Below are 16,847 nucleotides of genomic sequence, written 5' to 3' on the forward strand. Positions count from 1 at the left end.
TGAAATCGGTTGCGCCGAGCTCCAGTGCAACCACTTTTTCCGCCTCATCAAGCCGGTCGCCGCTGATCACTATGATAGGAACATCTGATTTTGTCGCCAGATTGCGGACGATCGCAAGTCCATCCTCCCGGCCTAGGTTAAGGTCAACAACCACGAGATCGACTGGCTCACGTGAAAGAACATAGTCAAACTGCTTGCTATCGTGGACTGCGGTTACCTTCAGGGCATGCATCGTGAGATACTCGGCGATGAGGCGCCGCATTGCGGCATCATCGTCAATGACAAGAACATGTTTCAACGGCACACCTTCAATCTTGAATCCCCTTGTCTAAACCTGTTGCCGAGCAACCCTGGGGCACCGACCCAGAACAGCTGCTCCTTGATACCACTCGCCGTTGCGTGCGGCCAATGTGAGGCCGTGCTCGTCCTGTTCTTTTCATCCCCAGCGAATTGACCGCACCAAGGCAGCCCGTGGCCACCAGACAGGTCCCAGCGCCGACATGACCCTGCCGTGTGGTCCTTCGCTTTTTCGCTTCGAGCTCCCCCGTTGGTGCAGGCCTGCCAATATCACTCAAGTTCGACCTCATGGATGCCAAGTTTCCTGCTATGCCCTTGCATCCTGGTCATCCTGGAGTTTGCGGACCTGGATCATCTCGATATCATCCGGCTCGTGGATCCAGCTCGGACATGGTTGAGCAGCGCGGCGTTTGGCTTGATCGGAGAGGCGGTCGGCGGAAGAAGACCGTGATTCGCTGCAGCGGCCTTGTGCAAAATAGTGTGTCTCCTGCCAAGCCGGCTTCGTCCAAGGTGGCCGGCGGCCTCAAATGCTGTTCGGCGACCGGCAGGTCGCCGGTTGCGGTGAACGTCCGGGCTAACATTTCTCAGTTACTGCAACTCCTCCATCTTGAGCGTGTCACTATGCTTGTCCATTGCGCCGTCGGACTGCGTCAATGACGTGCGGTTATCTGCCGATGGGACTGTGCATGATCCACCCTTTGGCGGCGGCGGCCGAACAGCTGAACGAGGCTCGCACCAGGATGGGCTGCGCCGCCACGTCTTCCCAGTTGACCCTCGCCGCCGCGGATTTGCGCCTTCGAGCCAGCTTCGCGGACGAGCTCGCGTCTCAAGCAATGATCTGAGTATGCAGGGCCGCGCATGGCTGCTCTTTAAGGACCGGCAGCATACCGGCAAAGTTGGGCCGCTTTATCGCCTTAGTCGATTCCCCACGGTGATCCCGAGCCTGAACAAGCCCGCCAAGCTCCCCATTTTGTCCTTGGCTTGGCGCTGACAGAAGTACCGTCCATGACGCCAAAGTCGCGGCCCACACTCCAGGAGCAACGGACGGCCGGGACGAGCAATCCTGTAAAGGAGTCATTGTACCAAGATGCTCCGGATGTCGCTGGCTGATCGGGCCCGCGCCACCCACGCATGCGCAAGATGCTCACCCACGCTGATACGAACACGGTCTTTGCTTCAATTGAAACCGAAAAGCTGAACTTGAACATCACACAGTAACAAACCTCCCCGATAAGCGCGTGCCGGACAGGGCCAGAACCCGTCCGGCGGCTTGGAAAGGTAGGTGATAGGGAATGTTTATTGCAGCTTGGCCGCTGGCCATCGTCCTGATGACATCCATGTCACTCCCAGCCGAGCCCGCGCCACTTTCTCCGCGTGAGTTCCGCAGCCTGTCGCGCAAATGCGCCCCCTGGGTTGCGCCGTCCACCCTGGCCGCGATTGCCAAGATTGAAAGTGGCTTTGAAACGCTGGTGGCTCATGACAACACCACAGGTGAGCAGCTTCGCTGGATAGACCACCTGGAAGCCACGCGGGGCATCAAGGAACGCCTCGAAGCACAACATTCTGTCGATGTTGGATTGATGCAGATAAACAGCAAGAACTTTGCCATGCTCAATCTCACGCCGGAAAGGGCTTTCGAGCCCTGCGCCTCGCTTTCGGCTGCCGCCCACCTGCTTGAAAGCCGGTATGCCGGCGGCACCACTGCTGTGGCACAGCAACTGGCGCTTCGCCGTGCCATCTCGGCCTATAACACGGGCGACGTCACGCATGGCTTCGCCAACGGTTATGTACGCAAGGTCGAGTCGGCCGCAAAGGACATCTCAAGTCTCCTTGAGAGAACGCTGGAGCCGACTGCTCGAGATGTGCCGCACCTTGAGGCACCCGGTCGGAAAGCCGTGCCGCCTCTGCTCCAGCAGAGCCAACAGGCCAATAGAAAGAAGCAGCCCAACCAAGATTCTTGGGACATCTGGGGCTCGTATCAGCCAGACCGCTCCGGGGCCGATCCCTCCGATCCGACAGGCAGCCAGGCTGCGAAAGCACGGGAACCCTCGAACCCGAACAAACTCGTATTCGATTGAAACATGGAGATGCAATGATGACGCCACTCAAGATACTTCGTGCGCTTAAAACGCGTGTTCCTTCGCCTTTTTCCATGCTGCGCATGGCGGCTGAATATGTACCGGCCGCTGCTGCAGGCGCGGCGTGGACGGTCTTCTACAGCGGGCCAGCCGCGGCTCAGGTGACCGGAGGGACGGATCCTGCCAAGATGGTCCAGAATATCTGCACGTTCATACTTGGCCCCTTTGGACAATCACTGGCCGTGCTCGGGCTCGTAGCCATCGGTATCTCTTGGATGTTCGGTCGTGCTTCACTTGGCCTGGTTGCGGGTGTCGTTGGAGGGATCGTCATCATGTTCGGGGCCAGCTTCCTGGGCAAGGCGCTCATAGGCGGCGGCTGATGAGCGACCGGTTGGAAGTGAGCACCCTCTATGTGGCGGCGACGCGCCCCGCACTGTTTCTGGGGGTGCCGCTGACGCTGGCCGGATTGCTCATGATGTTGGCTGGGCTTGTTATCATTATCCTTCAGAACCCGCTCTACGAAATCGTTCTCGTGCCACTCTGGTTCGGAGCACGGCTGGTTGTTGAGCGTGACTATAACGCGGCAAGCGTCGTGCTGCTCTATTTGCAGACGGCCGGCAGAAGCGTGGACGGGCCGGTCTGGGGAGGCGCAAGCGTCAGCGCCAATCCGATCAGAGTGCCGAAACGCGGAAGAGGAATGGTGTAATGTTCGGCGCCAGCGGCCGGACCGAGAGGTCTGGCGAGATCTACCTTCCGTATGTTGGTCACGTAAGCGATCAGGTTGTCCTTCTGGAAGACGGATCGATCATGGCCATGGCACATGTGAACGGTGTGCCCTTTGATTTGGAAGACGCTGAGATGCGCAACTCGCGCTGCCGCGCGTTCAACACTCTCTTGCGCAACATCGCCGATGACAATGTCTCGATATACGCTCATCTTGTGAGACACAACGATGTGCCGGCGCCGGCGCCGCGCCAGTTTCAAAGTGCATTCGCTGGCAGTCTGAGCGAGGCCTACGAGCGTCGTGTGCTGTCGGGAAAGCTCTTTCGCAACGATCACTTCCTCACTTTGATCGTGTCCCCCCGCACCGCAATCGGCAAGATCGGCTTGCGGATTGCCAAGTCCCGCAGACGGAATGAGCACGATCTAGCCACCCAAATGCGGAGCCTGGAAGACCTCTGGCACATCACTGCTGGCGCACTCGGCGGTTACGGTCTGCGCCGGTTGGGCATTCGTGAGAAAGGCAACGTGCTCTTCACGGAAATCGGCGAGGCGCTTCGGCTCATGATGACTTGCCGGTTTCTTCCGGTTCCGATGGTTACCGGCTCACTTGGCGCCTCGATCTACACTGACCAGGTCATCTGCGGGAAGCGGGCGCTTGAGATTCGAAGGCCCGGGGATAGCTCCGTCGGATCATTGTTTTCGTTCCGTGAATATCCGGCGACGACGCGGCCGGGCATGCTAAATTCCTTGCTGTCCGCCAACTTCCCGCTTGTCCTGAGCCAGAGCTTTTCCTTCCTCACTCGCCCACAAGCTCATGCCAAACTAAGCCTTAAGTCCAGCCAGATGACGAGTGCCGGCGACAAGGCTCTCACCCAGATCAATGAACTTGCCGAGGCAGAGGACGCACTGGCAAGCAACGAATTCGTGATGGGTTCGCATCATCTGAGCCTGTGCGTCTATGCCGACAGCCTCAATAGCCTTGCAGATCGCGCAGCAAGTGCCCGCGCACGGCTGGCCGACGCGGGCGCCGTTATCGTCCAAGAGGGCATCGGCATGGAGGCCGCATATTGGTCCCAACTTCCGGGGAACAACAGGTGGCGCACGCGCCCGGGGGCGATCACCTCACACAATTTTGCCGGGCTCGTCTCATTTGAGAACTTCCCAAGCGGTTCCAGTTCCGGCCACTGGGGCAATGCTGTTGCGCGCTTTCGCACAAACGGTGGAACTTCTTTCGACTACATCCCCCATGAGAATGACGTCGGCATGACGGCAATATTCGGGCCCGTTGGCAAAGGCAAGACGACGCTGATGACCTTTGTCCTCGCGATGCTTGAGCAAAGCTTGGTCGATCGCAATGGTGCGATCGTCTTCTTCGACAAGGATCGGGGTGGTGAACTGCTGGTGCGAGCCACGGGAGGGACATATCTTGCGTTGCGCAGAGGCGCTCCGAGCGGCTTGGCCCCTCTGCGTGGACTGGACAACACCTCCGCCTCCCGGGACTTTCTGCGCGAGTGGTTGATGGCCCTGATCGAGAGTGACGGCCGTGGTCCGATCTCGCCGGAGGAAAGCCGTCGGCTGGAACGCGGCATTGTTCGTCAGCTTTCGTTCGAACCCCCTATGCGCTCACTTGCGGGCCTGCGCGAGTTCCTATTGCACAGCCCCTCCGAGGGCGCAGGAGCACGGCTGCAGCGGTGGTGTAGAGGGGGGGCGCTTGGATGGGCCTTTGACGGCGACGTGGACGAAGTAAGGCTGGATGCCTCCATTACGGGCTTCGACATGACGCAGCTCCTGGAATATGAGGAGGTCTGTGCACCGGCCGCCGCATACCTTCTGCATCGAGTGGGCGCTATCGTCGATGGTCGTCGGTTCGTCATGAGCTGCGACGAATTTCGATTCTATCTACTCAACCCCCAATTCTCGGCCGTTATCGACAAGTTCTTGCTCACGGTCCGCAAAAACAACGGCATGTTGATACTCGCAACGCAGCAGCCTGAACACGTTCTGGAATCGCCTCTCGGAGCTAGTCTCGTTGCGCAATGTATGACGAAAATTTTCTACCCATCACCGACGGCGGACCGCTCTGCGTATGTCGATGGCTTGAAGTGCACTGCGCAGGAGTTCGAGGCAATCCGCCAGGGAATGGCAATCGGCAGCCGCAAGTTTTTGCTCAAGCGCGATAGCGGGAGTATTGTTTGCGAATTCGATCTTGGGCAGATGCGCGAGTACGTAGCCGTACTCTCGGGGCGGGCCAACACAGTGCGCTTTGCCGACCAGCTTCGTAACCAGCACGGAGACGCCCCAAGTGGGTGGCTCGACAAGTTCATGGCCCGGTACCACGAAGTTCAAGACTGACGGAGGAATATTCATGAAATTTGCCAAACTTGCAGTAACGACCCTTGCTGCTTCCCTTCTGCTTCACGGACAGGCCCGTTCGCAATTTATCGTCAGCGACCCTGTAACAGAAACACAAGCGACCTTAACAGCGCTTTCCAATGCGGCGATCCTTGAGAGGTCAATCGAGACGCTCGCTACCACGATTGAAATGGTGACAATTCTAACGTCGTCATTCGCTGTCACGGGACTGCTAAGCTCACTTAACCAAGGAAATCACTACCCGTCGAGCAATAAGCTGGAGGAGCAGATGTTTGATGCTCGGGCGCCAGCTTCGATTATGGCCCGTAACATTGCGAAGGACCCAAATCGGATAGTCAACGGCACCGATTCAGAAGCGAAACTGTTACAGGGACAAATCGCCGGGGCCGCCAATGCCGCAGCTATTGCAGCCGACACTTTGGGCATGATGGACAAGCGCCTTAAGGATAACGCCGGCACGCTTGGTCAGCTTTCCCGCTCGGGAAATATTATGCAGGCCACCGTGACCAACGGTCTGGTCCTCAAGCAGATTCACGATGCGATGATCCAAAATGTCCAGGCCACGAGTCTGCTGACAATGGCCACTGCACAAGGGAGCCTTCACGCCGTGGAGGAGGCCGCCACGCAGCGTCGCGAACATCAGGACACCGCTAATATGTTTAGCATCCTCCCGTAAACCACACAGAGTTCATCAGGCTCAGCTGCGCTGATCAGGGACACATCAGGCTCACGCCATGAATTTCAAAATTCCCGCGCCATTCACGACTATACACACGATCTTTCATGGGGCCTTCACGTCCGGGCTGCACAAAGTGCTTGAAAACGTCCAAGCGGCGGTCAGTGCGCCTCTGGTTGCGTGTGTCACGCTCTGGATAATAATCCAAGGCTGTCTGGTCATGCGTGGTCAAGTCGATGCGCGCGGGGGTATCTCGCGCGTAATCATGGTGTCGATTGTCGTCGCCCTTATCTTAGGGCAGGCCAACTATCAGCAGTACATTGAAGCGCTCTTCGACGACACGATTCCGAGGTTGGCTCACGACATCAGTGGCAGCGACTTGCCCTTCATCGGAATCCCCCAGAAGCTCGATCTCATGTTTGCTTCAAGCCAGTATGTCTTTCAGCTGATTGCTTCCGAAATTGGGCCTATGAACGGCCAGGACATACTTGCTTTCGAGGGAGCGCAATGGATTTTCTACGGCGCGCTGTGGACAGCGTTCGAGATCTACGATGCCGTTGGAATTCTGACGAAGGTGCTCTTGACGATCGGCCCCCTGGTCCTTGTAGGCTACCTTTTTGATCACACTCGAGACATAGCCACCAGATGGATCGGCCAACTGCTCTCGTACGGGCTGCTGCTTCTCCTCCTCAACATCGTTGCAACGATAGTAATCGCTGCCGAAGCAGTCTCGCTGGCAGCCATGCTTTTGATGATCAAATTCTCGGGCACGACAGCAGCCAAGATCATCGGGCTTTACGAGCTCGACATGCTTTTCCTAGCTGGTGACGCTCTGATCGTCGCGCTTCCGACGATCGCCAGCAGCATCGCCGGCGGCTCTTGGGGAGGTGCGAACCGACCTCTTAACAGCCTCAATCGCCACTTTGCCAAAACGGCGGGTGCTTAATCAATCGACAAGCTCGGTGCCAAAAACATGAAATATTGCCTACTTCTGTCAATCCTCGCTTTGGCCGCCTGCAAGACGAGCCATGGGCTTGCGACATGCGCGGGTGCCCCATTCCAACTGAACGTGGGACAATGGGAAACCACCCCTGAGGATCTTCGGGTCGAATGCGCGGAAGAGCCAAAGTGAAAGTTCCTGAACATGCCCTTCTGGTGGAGAGAGAAACGCTAGCCGCCCACTATAAGAAGGTGGAAGCGTTTCAAACTTCACGAGCGAAGTCTGCGCGGCGCCTGTCAAAGGCCCTGATAGCCTTTGCCGCAGCGGCGGTCCTAGGAAATGTTGCACAGGCATTTACCATTGCTGCCATGGTCCCGTTGGCCAAGCTCGTACCTGTGTTCCTCTGGGTCCGGCCGGATGGGACCGTCGACAGCGAAGTGTCAGTCTCTCGACTGCCGGCAACCCAAGACCGAGCCGTCATAAATGCTTCGCTGTGGGAATATGTACGCCTGCGCGAGGGGTACACAGCAGATACAGCCCAATACGCCTATGACCTCGTATCCAGTTTCAGCGCGCCGGCTGTGCGACAGCAATATCAAGATTTCTTCAACTATCCGAATCCCACCTCGCCGCAAGTCACGGTCGGCAAACGCGGCAAGCTCGAGGTCGGGCATATTTCTTCAAACGACATCAGTCCGGACGTTCAACAGATCCGTTACAAACGTACGCTTGTTGTCGATGGGCAGATGCCGATAGTGACCACCTGGACAGCTACCATCCGCTACGAGCGCTTGACGGGTCTGCCTGGGCAATCGAGGCTCACCAATCCGGGAGGTCTACTCGTCGCTTCCTATCAAAGCTCGGAAGATAGCGTATCGAACCTGGGCTATGTGCAGCCATGACAAAAAGAGCGTTTCTCGCGCTGGTCTGTTCACTCTTCTTAACGATGGAAGCGTCCGCGGAAGACACACCACTTGCCGGCAAGCATGATGCGCGCATGCGCTACCTGGCTTACCGTCCTGACGAAGTGGTGCGCCTGTCTACCGCAGTGGGGGCAACGCTGGTTGTCACATTCGCGGCCAACGAGACAGTCGCAGCCGTGGCCGTTTCCAATAGCAAAGACCTGGCTGCGCTCCCGCGCGCCAACTATCTCTTTTTTAAGGCTAGCCGGATGCTCCCGCCGCAGCCCGTCATTGTGCTGGCCGAGAGTGAGTCCGGTACACGGAGATACGTCTTCAGTATTTCAACGAGAGCGATGCCAAAACTCGATGAGAAGCAACCTGACCTATACTACAGTGTGCAGTTCACCTATCCTGCTGATGACGCTGCTGCTCAGAGAAAGGACGCAGAAAGGCGCTCGATTCTTGGTCAGGCCCGGGCGAAAGTGCTGCGCGACGAGAGAGTTCAGGATTTGTTGAATCGGCCCGCCGCAACTACCAGTCCGGACGAAAGCAATTTTCACTACGTCGCAAAGGGCGATCGATCGCTGGCGCCGCTGGAAGTTTTCGATAATGGCTTTACCACCGTATTTGGCTTCGCAAGCAATTCCCGCATACCCTCCCTCTACATTATCAATCCCGACGGCAAGGAAGCCGCTGCCAATTACACGGTCAAAGGAGACTATGTTGAAGTATCCGCAGTCGCCCGGGAATGGCGTCTGAGAGATGGCAATACGGTCTTGTCCATTTTCAACAGGGCTTATGACCCTGTGGGACGAGCGCCAGGGACCGGTACAGTGACACCCGACGTGTGGCGCGTTTTGAAAGGCCCGGCCGATGAATGAAACCGGCCCACAGTCGGGACATGATGTCCATGCCTCAGGATCGATGGTCTCGGAGCCGGCCCGCCGGCATGTTTCGGGATTGCAGAAGTTGGCCATCGCTGCACTTGTTCTCATCTCATCTCTATCGCTCATCTGGCTCGGCGGTCGTCCCAGCACACAAGACGAGCCAACTCAGCCAAAACCTGCAATTGTCGCCGACGCCGAGCCATTCCGCCCCGTGCCGATTGAGATTGCTCCCGAAGCTCCAGCACCCGTACAGGCGGCGCAGGCAGGAGATCCTGCGCCATCCATGCCGCCTCCGGCGCCAGCTGATCCGCCGCCGGAGGAAACACCAATTTTCGCCTACAGTGGCAGCGGTCAAATGCCCAACGACGGTCAGCGGAGCGAAGACAACCATAGGGATGCTCCCGCGACCTCGCATGAGATTTCAGAGGCTGGCGATCTGACGAGGCGATTGAAGCCAGATATACAGGAGCCAAGCCGGGCCACACTTTTGCCGCACCCTGATCTCGTGATTACCCAAGGAACGATAATACCCTGCATTTTGCAAACGGCAGTCGACACAAATTTACCGGGTTATGTGAAGTGCGTCTTACCTAAAGACGTCCGCGGCGCCACCAACAACGTGGTGCTTTTGGATCGCGGGACGACCGTGATTGGCGAGATCCAGCGTGGTCTCCAACAGGGGGATGCGCGTGTCTTCGTGCTGTGGACGCGCATCGAAACGCCTGACCATGCCCTCGTTTCGCTAGCGTCGCCGGGCGCTGACGAGCTCGGCCGCTCCGGAATGCCTGGCACGGTGGATAATCACTTCTGGCAGCGCTTTGGTGGAGCAATGCTCATGAGCGTCATTCAAGGCGCGTTTCAGGCCGCCGGTCAATACGCTGGCAGCTCAGGTGGAGGAAGCGGCATCAACAGCTTCCAGAGCAACGCCGGACAAGCCGTTGACACGACCCTTAGAGCAACGATCAACGTTCCGCCAACTCTGAAGAAAAACCAGGGAGATGCTGTATCGATCTTTGTGGCTCGGGACCTCGATTTCTCAGATGTATACGATCTTAGACCGATCGCCGTGGCGCCAGCCCCCCAACATCGCCAACGCCGGAGAGACAACAATGCGACCGGAGGCTGACCCTCAATTGCGTTTGCTTCTCAACCCTGTCTTGAAATGGCTTGAGGAGCCAAGGACCGAAGAGGTCGCTATCAACCGGCCTGGGGAAGCCTTTGTCCGACAGGCCGGCGTTTTCACGAAACATCCGCTACCGCTATCTTATGACGATCTGGAGGACATCGCGATCCTCGCTGGAGCGCTGCGCAAGCAAGATGTCGGACCGCAAAGCCCCCTCTGTGCGACTGAGCTGCCGAACGGAGAGCGGCTGCAGATCTGTTTGCCGCCCGCTGTTCCCTCAGGAACAATAAGCCTGACGATACGGCGTCCCTCAAGTCGTGTGACCGAACTCAAGGAAGTTTCTTCTCGCTACGAATACTCGCGTTGGAATCAATGGCGGTCACGAAAGGAGCGCCAAGAGCGGCAGGACGAAACGATTCTTCAGCACTACGACCATGGTGACTTGGAGCAATTTTTGCGAGCATGCGTTTGCGGGCGGCTCACGATGCTGCTTTGCGGACCTACTGGAAGCGGCAAAACGACAATGAGCAAGACTTTGATCAACGCTATACCCCCGCAAGAGAGGCTGATAAGTATCGAGGACACGCTCGAACTTGCAATCCCGCACGAGAACCATGTCCGATTACTCTATCCGAAGGACCGAGCAAGCGTAGGTGCGGTGACAGCCGAGCAACTGTTGCAAGCCAGCTTGCGCATGCGCCCTGATCGAATATTGCTTGGCGAGATGCGCGATGATGCTGCTTGGGCCTACCTTAGCGAAGTCGTCTCCGGCCATGCGGGATCAATATCAACGATTCATGGGGCGGATCCGGTCCAAGGCTTTAAAAAGCTCTTTTCACTCGTCAAGAGCAGCCCGCAAGGAGCTGCTGTGGAAGACCACACGCTTCTTGACCTGCTGTCGGCTGCCATTGACGTCATTGTGCCGTTCAGTACCCACGGCGACGTGTATGAGGTGGGGGAGGTGTGGCTCGCCGCCGATGCCCGGCGACGCGGAGAGACAGTAGCCGACCTTCTTAACAAGCACTAAGGCTAGAGCACGTCGGGGAACGGTAAGTCGTTTGTGATACGATGGCGTAATTTGTTCAGATTGAACCTCCACTTTGATTTGAGGGAGGTGGATAATGGGAGGAGGACTGGGCGTAGACCTTCGGTCACAAGTCTGAAGTCTTCGGGCGCCCTGTCGGCGCGGCAAGTCGCGGCACGATTCGACTGGGTGTATCGAGCGCGTCCGCTGAATTGCGCGGGCGACGCTCACCGAGCTGGTGCCGATGCCTGCTTCAAAAGCGGCACCGACACCCGGCAGGTCGTACCCTTGATTTACCTAGCCGCGCTCAATGAATGTCTTCAAAGACGCCGAACGTGGTTCGGAATGACCGGTGGTAAATCGGGAAGTGCCATATAGGGAATCCTCCTGGTATTGCCTCCAGGGGGTCCTCTCAATGAACAAAGCCGCAACCTGCCCTTGCGACCTCAGCTGGAGTTTGCGACGCAACCCATAGGAGGATCGATGCGCAGAGAAATCGCAGGCAGAGTCGGTGGCATTGTGGGCTGGCCGACCGACGGTTTCAGCCCGTCAACAGGTCTTCACGTGTTCCATCCCCGACTATTGCAGGCGTGCGGCTTGCATGCTCCCGCGATCACCCATCGGAAAGAGCGTTACGAACACTACGAAGAGTTGCGCGACTTCCGCTGTCGCCCCGGTCTTACAGCGGACGGTGACCTGTCCGACCTTGATAGGACGTGAAATGCGAACGCTGCTCATTGATCATCATGTGGATCTTACGCGCGCTGTGCGAGTTGCGCTCGGGGATAGCGGTTTTGCCGTTGATGTAGTTGGCAACCTGGAACAGGCGTCGAGGGCATTTTGTTGCGCAACCTATGAAATTCTCCTGCTGGAGTTGGCTCTGCCAGATGGCGATGGCTTGGGCTGGCTGAGACAGCTAAGGAGCAACGGGCATTCAGTTCCAACCCTCATTATGAGTAGCATCAACGATCTCGAGAAGCGGATTGCAATTTTCAACGGTGGCGCGGACGACTTTCTGCTCAAGCCCGTCTCTTTCGATGAGCTCATCGCCAGAATGAGAGCCATTCTGCGCCGGTCGACACAGGTGACCGACCCCATCGTTGTATTTGGCAATCTCAATTTCGATCCGATCGGCCGACAGGTTTCCGTCTCGGGTCATCCTCTGAAGATCGCACGCCGCGAACTATGTATTTTAGAGCATCTGCTTATCCGTGCAGGCCGCATCGTGCCTCGTGCGCAGTTGGAAGATCACCTCTATTCGTTCAACGACGAGGTATCTGCCAACGCGCTTGAAGTCGGAATCTATCGCTTACGTGGACACCTGAGTAGGTCAGGTGCAACGCCACGTATCACGACCATGCGCGGCATTGGTTACATTCTTGAATTGACTGAGGCGGCATCCGCATAGTTGGTCTAAATTGAAAGAACAGACTGCCTGCCGTCGTCAGGTTGAGCTTGTGGCCATAATGGACACCGCGGCCGCCCTTGACGATGGTGTCGGCATGCGGTTCGAACGGCTCTGTCGCAAACCTTTTTGTAAGCGAGCATGGCAAGAAAAACGCCTCAGCTGTGGAGGAGCACGTGATGTTCAAGGGCCGCCATTTCGACCAGTCGGTGATCCTGCTGTGCGTGCGCTGGTACCTGGCCTACACTCTGAGCCTGCGCGATCTGGAAGAGATGATGGCCGAACGCGTTGGAGGTCGACCACTCCACTGTGCATCGCTGGGTCGCCCACTTCTCGCCGCAGCTGCTGGAGCGCTTCAACCGGCGCAAGCGTGTGGTCGGCAGCAAACGAGACGTACATCAAGGTCCGCGGCGGTATCTCTACCGCGCTATCGACATCCTCCGCGATACGGTCGAGTTCTTCTTTAGCGAAAACCGTAACCAGGTGGCGGCCCAACGCTTCCTCCGCAAGGCGCTGACGCGCCATGGCCGGCCGGAGCGCATCGTCATCGACGGCAGCCAGACCAATTACGAAGCAATCCTTTCCTGCGACGCTGAAAGCCGGCTGCGGCAGCGATCGCGGCGACCGCTGAAGCCGATCCGCTCCGCAATAGCCGGCATCTCAACAATCGGATCGAACAGGATCACCGGCGTATCAAGCCGCATTCGATCCATGCTCGGCTTCAAGTCGCATGCGAACGACGTGGTTATCCTCTCCGGCATCGAGATGATCCACATGATGGGCAAGCGACAGGCGAGGTATGCCTACAAGTCTGTCGATCGCTGTTTCGATCTCCTCGCTGCCTGACGGACAGGCCGAAATGGCCGTTCACAACCCCATTTCCAGGTTTGCGACAGAGCCTCTTGTCGGCGTTGCCGGCTTCGAAGGGCCGGTGCGCGCCGAGCGGATCAAGATCACCCCCGGCCACCTTGCTGCGGCCACTCGCCGAGTACGGAGCGGTGGCCGGAGGGAGCTGGTGATGACGACCCTAGATCATGACCTGCTGATCGCAATCCTGGATCGGCTGAAGTTGACGGCGATCCGCGACCAGCTCGACACGCTCATGTCGAGCAAGATCGCGCAGTTCCCGTTTGTCCGCGAACTCGACGGCTTCGGCTTCGACGCGCAGCCATCGGTCTGCTTCAGCCAAACGTATTCATAGGTATGGGACAGGCTGCTATGTCCGCCACCCACGCCTGCTCCGAGGCCCTCCAGGGCAATGGTCTTCGGCGAGGAGGATGAGACGCCGCTGGAGCTCGGGTGCAAGCGCTGCCACGCCCGCTCCGAGGCCCCACAAGGCCGAAGCGCAGTCGTCGGGGTCACGAGGCCCCTCGGCCACGACGACGAGACGTTGCTGGAGCCCGGTGCAAGGGCTGCCACAGATGGCCTGAACCTGAATCCGCCTTTCTTGAGGCGTTGCGACTATCATCGCGGCGACACGCAGCTCTTGATTTGTGTGCGAAATCCTCAGCAGATCCATCGGGCTGAGCCGCTCAGCAATATCAACGAGAATGTCCAGCGGCAGATCAAGGATACTCAGAGGAGGAAACGCTCTTGAGGCTCAGAGCGCGTCTGCTCCACTATAGATCAGGATGATTCACCGGGTCCTTCAACGCCAGCCGCCGGTTCCGATGAGAGAATTGTCCCTGATATCACGCTCGATGGAGTTAAATGCCGAGATGGGCGCCTTGCCACGCTCCTCAATGCCCCTCATGATTCACCGCCTATAGCTACCAACTGAATGAATCATCGTGATTGTCGCGCAGCGGAATCCTCAAGGATCGGGCAGTTCGTAGGGGGCGCCGGTTTGACCAGGTTGAGCCCGCGAATTGCTCGATCAGACAAGATCCTAATTCTCGACCATGCGGTGAGGCTCGAACGAGATCCTCGGGACGCACTCCAAGGTTTCGATCATGTTCGGCACACAAGGAAAGGGCGGCATTGCTGCCGCCCTGTCCGCTGTAAGTTGATAGGGGCTGGATTAAAAATCCATACCGCCCATGCCGCCCATGCCGCCCATGCCGCCGCCGCCCATGCCGCCAGGCATGCCGCCGCCGGCCGACTCCTTCTTGGGAGCCTCCGCGATCATGGCTTCGGTGGTGACGAGCAGGCCGGCGACCGAGGCCGCGTCCTGGAGAGCGGTGCGAACGACCTTGACCGGGTCGACGATGCCCATGGCGATCATGTCGCCATACTCGCCGGTCTGGGCGTTGTAGCCGTAGGTCGCGCCCTTGTTGTCGAGGATCTTGCCGGCAACGATCGAAGCTTCAGCACCTGCGTTCGAAGCGATCTGACGGGCCGGAGCCTGCAGTGCACGGCGAACGATGTTGATTCCGGCAGCCTGGTCGGCATTGACGCCGGTGACCTTGATGTTGGCCGAAGCGCGCAGGAGAGCGACGCCGCCGCCTGCAACGATGCCTTCTTCCACGGCCGCACGGGTCGCGTTGAGGGCGTCGTCGACGCGGTCCTTCTTTTCCTTGACTTCGACTTCCGTCGCGCCGCCGACGCGGATCACCGCGACGCCGCCCGCGAGCTTCGCCAGACGTTCCTGCAGCTTCTCCTTGTCGTAGTCCGACGTGGTCTCTTCGATCTGCTGCTTGATCTGGGCAACGCGGCCCTGGATCTCGTCCTTCTTGCCGGCGCCGTCGACAATGGTGGTGTTCTCCTTGGAGATCGACACCTTCTTGGCGCGGCCGAGCATGTTGAGGCCGACATTCTCGAGCTTGATGCCGAGGTCTTCCGAAATGACCTGGCCACCGGTGAGGATGGCGATGTCTTCCAGCATGGCCTTGCGGCGATCACCGAAGCCCGGCGCCTTGACGGCGGCGATCTTCAGGCCACCGCGCAGCTTGTTGACGACCAGCGTGGCCAGAGCCTCGCCTTCGACGTCTTCCGAGATGATGAGCAGCGGCTTGGAGGTCTGCACGACGGCTTCGAGAACCGGCAGCATGGCCTGGAGGTTGGACAGCTTCTTCTCGTGCAGGAGGATGTAGACGTCCTCGAGCTCGGCAACCATCTTGTCGGCGTTGGTGACGAAGTAGGGCGAGAGATAGCCGCGGTCGAACTGCATGCCTTCGACGACTTCCAGCTCGGTCTCGGCGGTCTTGGCTTCTTCAACCGTGATGACGCCTTCATTGCCGACCTTCTGCATCGCTTCGGCGATCATCTTGCCGACCGACTCGTCGCCATTGCCGGCGATCGTGCCGACCTGGGCAACTTCCTCGGAGGTCTTGATCTTCTTGGCAGCGTTGCCGAGAGCCGCGACCACTTCGGTCACGGCCAGGTCGATGCCGCGCTTCAGGTCCATCGGGTTCATGCCGGCGGCAACGGCCTTGTTACCTTCCTGGACGATCGACTGCGCCAGGACGGTCGCGGTCGTGGTGCCATCACCGGCGATGTCGTTGGTCTTCGAAGCAACTTCGCGGATCATCTGCGCGCCCATGTTTTCGAACTTGTCGGAAAGTTCGATTTCCTTGGCGACGGTGACGCCGTCCTTGGTGATGCGCGGTGCGCCGAACGACTTGTCGATGACGACGTTGCGGCCCTTGGGACCGAGGGTCACCTTCACCGCGTCGGCGAGGATGTTGATGCCGTGAAGCATGCGCTCGCGGGCGTCGCGGGAGAATTTTACGTCTTTGGCAGCCATTTTTTAGCTCCTGGCAGGGGCTTGCGATCAAGCCCGAAATTCAGTTGACGGTGAGGCCGATAATCAGCCGATGATGCCCATAATGTCGGATTCCTTCATGATCAGAAGGTCTTCGCCATTGAGCTTGACTTCGGTGCCCGACCACTTGCCGAACAGGATGCGATCGCCGGCCTTGACGTCCAGCGGGACCAGCTTGCCGGCTTCGTCGCGAGCGCCGGAGCCGACGGCGATGATCTCGCCTTCCTGCGGCTTTTCCTTCGCCGTATCCGGGATGATGATCCCGCCGGCGGTCTTGGATTCGGATTCGACCCGGCGTACGACCACGCGGTCATGCAGCGGCCGGAAATTCGACTTTGCCATTTTTGGATTTCCTTGGTGCGGATGTTGAACGGTGCTCCGTTGCCGGAGCATGCCTAGCACTCAGCCGAAGCGAGTGCTAACGCGGCAATGAGATAAGCCGCAGGCTCCTGCTAGTCAAGACGGAAGAGCAAAGAGCAAAGAGAAAAGAGAAGACAGCAAAGAGCAGGCAGCAAAGAGCGTGTAAGCATCGAGCCTTTTATGTGAACAATGTCGGGTATCCGACATATATGGGGCGGCTCACCCTTTGTAATTGAGCTTTATTCAGATGGTAAGATTGGTGCAACGGGTGTTGCATTTGAACTCATCCAGAGGCTCGCACGGGTCGTGCTGCGTCAGCTTGGTCATGTCGAGCTTCAGAAGGCCATTTTTTGGCA

The 16,847-nt window shown here is 58.2% G+C and carries 15 protein-coding genes and 2 pseudogenes; 14 read left to right on the plus strand and 3 right to left on the minus strand.

The window, feature by feature from the left end; genetic code table 11:
* Nucleotides 1-298 (minus strand): annotated as a pseudogene (gene virG / locus NKJ64_RS28545) (two-component system response regulator VirG); the annotation flags it as partial.
* A gap of 1,291 nt (nucleotides 299-1,589) precedes the next feature.
* Between virG and NKJ64_RS28550 the strand changes: the two are divergent.
* The 14 genes and pseudogenes from NKJ64_RS28550 to NKJ64_RS28615 form a co-directional block, all read left to right on the plus strand.
* Nucleotides 1,590-2,375, plus strand: a complete 786-nt coding sequence (locus tag NKJ64_RS28550; RefSeq protein WP_023673708.1) for a type IV secretion system lytic transglycosylase VirB1 — start codon at nucleotides 1,590-1,592, stop codon at nucleotides 2,373-2,375.
* Between the two features lie 74 nt (nucleotides 2,376-2,449).
* Nucleotides 2,450-2,755, plus strand: a complete 306-nt coding sequence (virB2, locus tag NKJ64_RS28555) for a pilin major subunit VirB2 (protein WP_023673707.1) — start codon at nucleotides 2,450-2,452, stop codon at nucleotides 2,753-2,755.
* Nucleotides 2,755-3,081 carry a type IV secretion system protein VirB3 gene (locus NKJ64_RS28560; RefSeq protein WP_023673706.1) on the plus strand — a complete coding sequence of 109 codons (327 nt, stop codon included), beginning with the start codon at nucleotides 2,755-2,757 and terminating at the stop codon, nucleotides 3,079-3,081. Before virB2 ends, NKJ64_RS28560 begins: the two co-directional genes overlap by 1 nt.
* Complete coding sequence (virB4, locus tag NKJ64_RS28565) at nucleotides 3,081-5,450, plus strand: type IV secretion/conjugal transfer ATPase VirB4 (protein WP_023685155.1); 2,370 nt, start codon at nucleotides 3,081-3,083, stop codon at nucleotides 5,448-5,450. Before NKJ64_RS28560 ends, virB4 begins: the two co-directional genes overlap by 1 nt.
* Nucleotides 5,451-5,463: 13 nt before the next feature.
* Nucleotides 5,464-6,147, plus strand: a complete 684-nt coding sequence (locus tag NKJ64_RS28570; protein ID WP_023673704.1) for a TrbJ/VirB5 family protein — start codon at nucleotides 5,464-5,466, stop codon at nucleotides 6,145-6,147.
* Nucleotides 6,148-6,205: 58 nt separating this feature from the next.
* The gene (locus NKJ64_RS28575; protein ID WP_023673703.1) at nucleotides 6,206-7,093 is read left to right on the plus strand and encodes a type IV secretion system protein; all 888 of its coding nucleotides are present in this window, start codon (nucleotides 6,206-6,208) and stop codon (nucleotides 7,091-7,093) included.
* Between the two features lie 27 nt (nucleotides 7,094-7,120).
* Complete coding sequence (locus tag NKJ64_RS28580) at nucleotides 7,121-7,279, plus strand: type IV secretion system lipoprotein VirB7 (RefSeq protein ID WP_081726271.1); 159 nt, start codon at nucleotides 7,121-7,123, stop codon at nucleotides 7,277-7,279.
* A complete protein-coding gene (locus NKJ64_RS28585; RefSeq protein ID WP_023707035.1) occupies nucleotides 7,276-7,989 on the plus strand; it encodes a type IV secretion system protein VirB8 in 714 nt (237 codons plus the stop codon). Before NKJ64_RS28580 ends, NKJ64_RS28585 begins: the two co-directional genes overlap by 4 nt.
* Complete coding sequence (locus NKJ64_RS28590; RefSeq protein WP_023690639.1) at nucleotides 7,986-8,870, plus strand: TrbG/VirB9 family P-type conjugative transfer protein; 885 nt, start codon at nucleotides 7,986-7,988, stop codon at nucleotides 8,868-8,870. Before NKJ64_RS28585 ends, NKJ64_RS28590 begins: the two co-directional genes overlap by 4 nt.
* Nucleotides 8,863-10,002: a type IV secretion system protein VirB10 gene (virB10, locus tag NKJ64_RS28595; RefSeq protein WP_031203435.1), complete on the plus strand. Its 1,140-nt coding sequence runs from the start codon at nucleotides 8,863-8,865 to the stop codon at nucleotides 10,000-10,002. Before NKJ64_RS28590 ends, virB10 begins: the two co-directional genes overlap by 8 nt.
* A complete protein-coding gene (gene virB11 / locus NKJ64_RS28600; RefSeq protein ID WP_023673699.1) occupies nucleotides 9,986-11,026 on the plus strand; it encodes a P-type DNA transfer ATPase VirB11 in 1,041 nt (346 codons plus the stop codon). Before virB10 ends, virB11 begins: the two co-directional genes overlap by 17 nt.
* A gap of 718 nt (nucleotides 11,027-11,744) precedes the next feature.
* Complete coding sequence (locus tag NKJ64_RS28605; RefSeq protein WP_023679590.1) at nucleotides 11,745-12,431, plus strand: response regulator; 687 nt, start codon at nucleotides 11,745-11,747, stop codon at nucleotides 12,429-12,431.
* A 306-nt stretch (nucleotides 12,432-12,737) separates the two neighbouring features.
* Nucleotides 12,738-13,274 carry a DDE-type integrase/transposase/recombinase gene (locus tag NKJ64_RS28610; RefSeq protein WP_198025870.1) on the plus strand — a complete coding sequence of 179 codons (537 nt, stop codon included), beginning with the start codon at nucleotides 12,738-12,740 and terminating at the stop codon, nucleotides 13,272-13,274.
* Between the two features lie 172 nt (nucleotides 13,275-13,446).
* Nucleotides 13,447-13,605 (plus strand): annotated as a pseudogene (locus tag NKJ64_RS28615) (ATP-binding protein); the annotation flags it as partial.
* A gap of 843 nt (nucleotides 13,606-14,448) precedes the next feature.
* Here the strand turns inward: NKJ64_RS28615 and groL are convergent.
* Together groL and groES are read right to left on the minus strand one after the other, a co-directional pair.
* Nucleotides 14,449-16,113, minus strand: coding sequence for a chaperonin GroEL (gene groL, locus NKJ64_RS28625; RefSeq protein ID WP_286460910.1), 1,665 nt, complete (start codon nucleotides 16,111-16,113; stop codon nucleotides 14,449-14,451).
* Between the two features lie 63 nt (nucleotides 16,114-16,176).
* Nucleotides 16,177-16,473 (minus strand): co-chaperone GroES, encoded by a 297-nt coding sequence (gene groES / locus NKJ64_RS28630; protein ID WP_019863563.1) that lies wholly within the window; start codon nucleotides 16,471-16,473, stop codon nucleotides 16,177-16,179.
* Nucleotides 16,474-16,847 lie beyond the last annotated feature (374 nt).

Origin of the sequence: Mesorhizobium sp. M0062, from assembly GCF_040323125.1 — a bacterium.
Taxonomy (GTDB): Bacteria; Pseudomonadota; Alphaproteobacteria; order Rhizobiales; family Rhizobiaceae; genus Mesorhizobium.

Bases quoted from the DNA above. Each gene is read 5' to 3' on its own strand.
- virB2 (WP_023673707.1), top strand. From the start codon at position 2,450: ATGCTGCGCATGGCGGCTGAATATGTACCGGCCGCTGCTGCAGGCGCG.
- virB11 (WP_023673699.1), top strand. From the start codon at position 9,986: ATGCGACCGGAGGCTGACCCTCAATTGCGTTTGCTTCTCAACCCTGTC.
- virB10 (WP_031203435.1), top strand. From the start codon at position 8,863: ATGAATGAAACCGGCCCACAGTCGGGACATGATGTCCATGCCTCAGGA.
- NKJ64_RS28590 (WP_023690639.1), top strand. From the start codon at position 7,986: ATGACAAAAAGAGCGTTTCTCGCGCTGGTCTGTTCACTCTTCTTAACG.
- NKJ64_RS28570 (WP_023673704.1), top strand. From the start codon at position 5,464: ATGAAATTTGCCAAACTTGCAGTAACGACCCTTGCTGCTTCCCTTCTG.
- groES (WP_019863563.1), bottom strand. From the start codon at position 16,473: ATGGCAAAGTCGAATTTCCGGCCGCTGCATGACCGCGTGGTCGTACGC.
- NKJ64_RS28605 (WP_023679590.1), top strand. From the start codon at position 11,745: ATGCGAACGCTGCTCATTGATCATCATGTGGATCTTACGCGCGCTGTG.
- virB4 (WP_023685155.1), top strand. From the start codon at position 3,081: ATGTTCGGCGCCAGCGGCCGGACCGAGAGGTCTGGCGAGATCTACCTT.
- NKJ64_RS28550 (WP_023673708.1), top strand. From the start codon at position 1,590: ATGTTTATTGCAGCTTGGCCGCTGGCCATCGTCCTGATGACATCCATG.
- NKJ64_RS28560 (WP_023673706.1), top strand. From the start codon at position 2,755: ATGAGCGACCGGTTGGAAGTGAGCACCCTCTATGTGGCGGCGACGCGC.
- NKJ64_RS28580 (WP_081726271.1), top strand. From the start codon at position 7,121: ATGAAATATTGCCTACTTCTGTCAATCCTCGCTTTGGCCGCCTGCAAG.
- NKJ64_RS28575 (WP_023673703.1), top strand. From the start codon at position 6,206: ATGAATTTCAAAATTCCCGCGCCATTCACGACTATACACACGATCTTT.
- groL (WP_286460910.1), bottom strand. From the start codon at position 16,113: ATGGCTGCCAAAGACGTAAAATTCTCCCGCGACGCCCGCGAGCGCATG.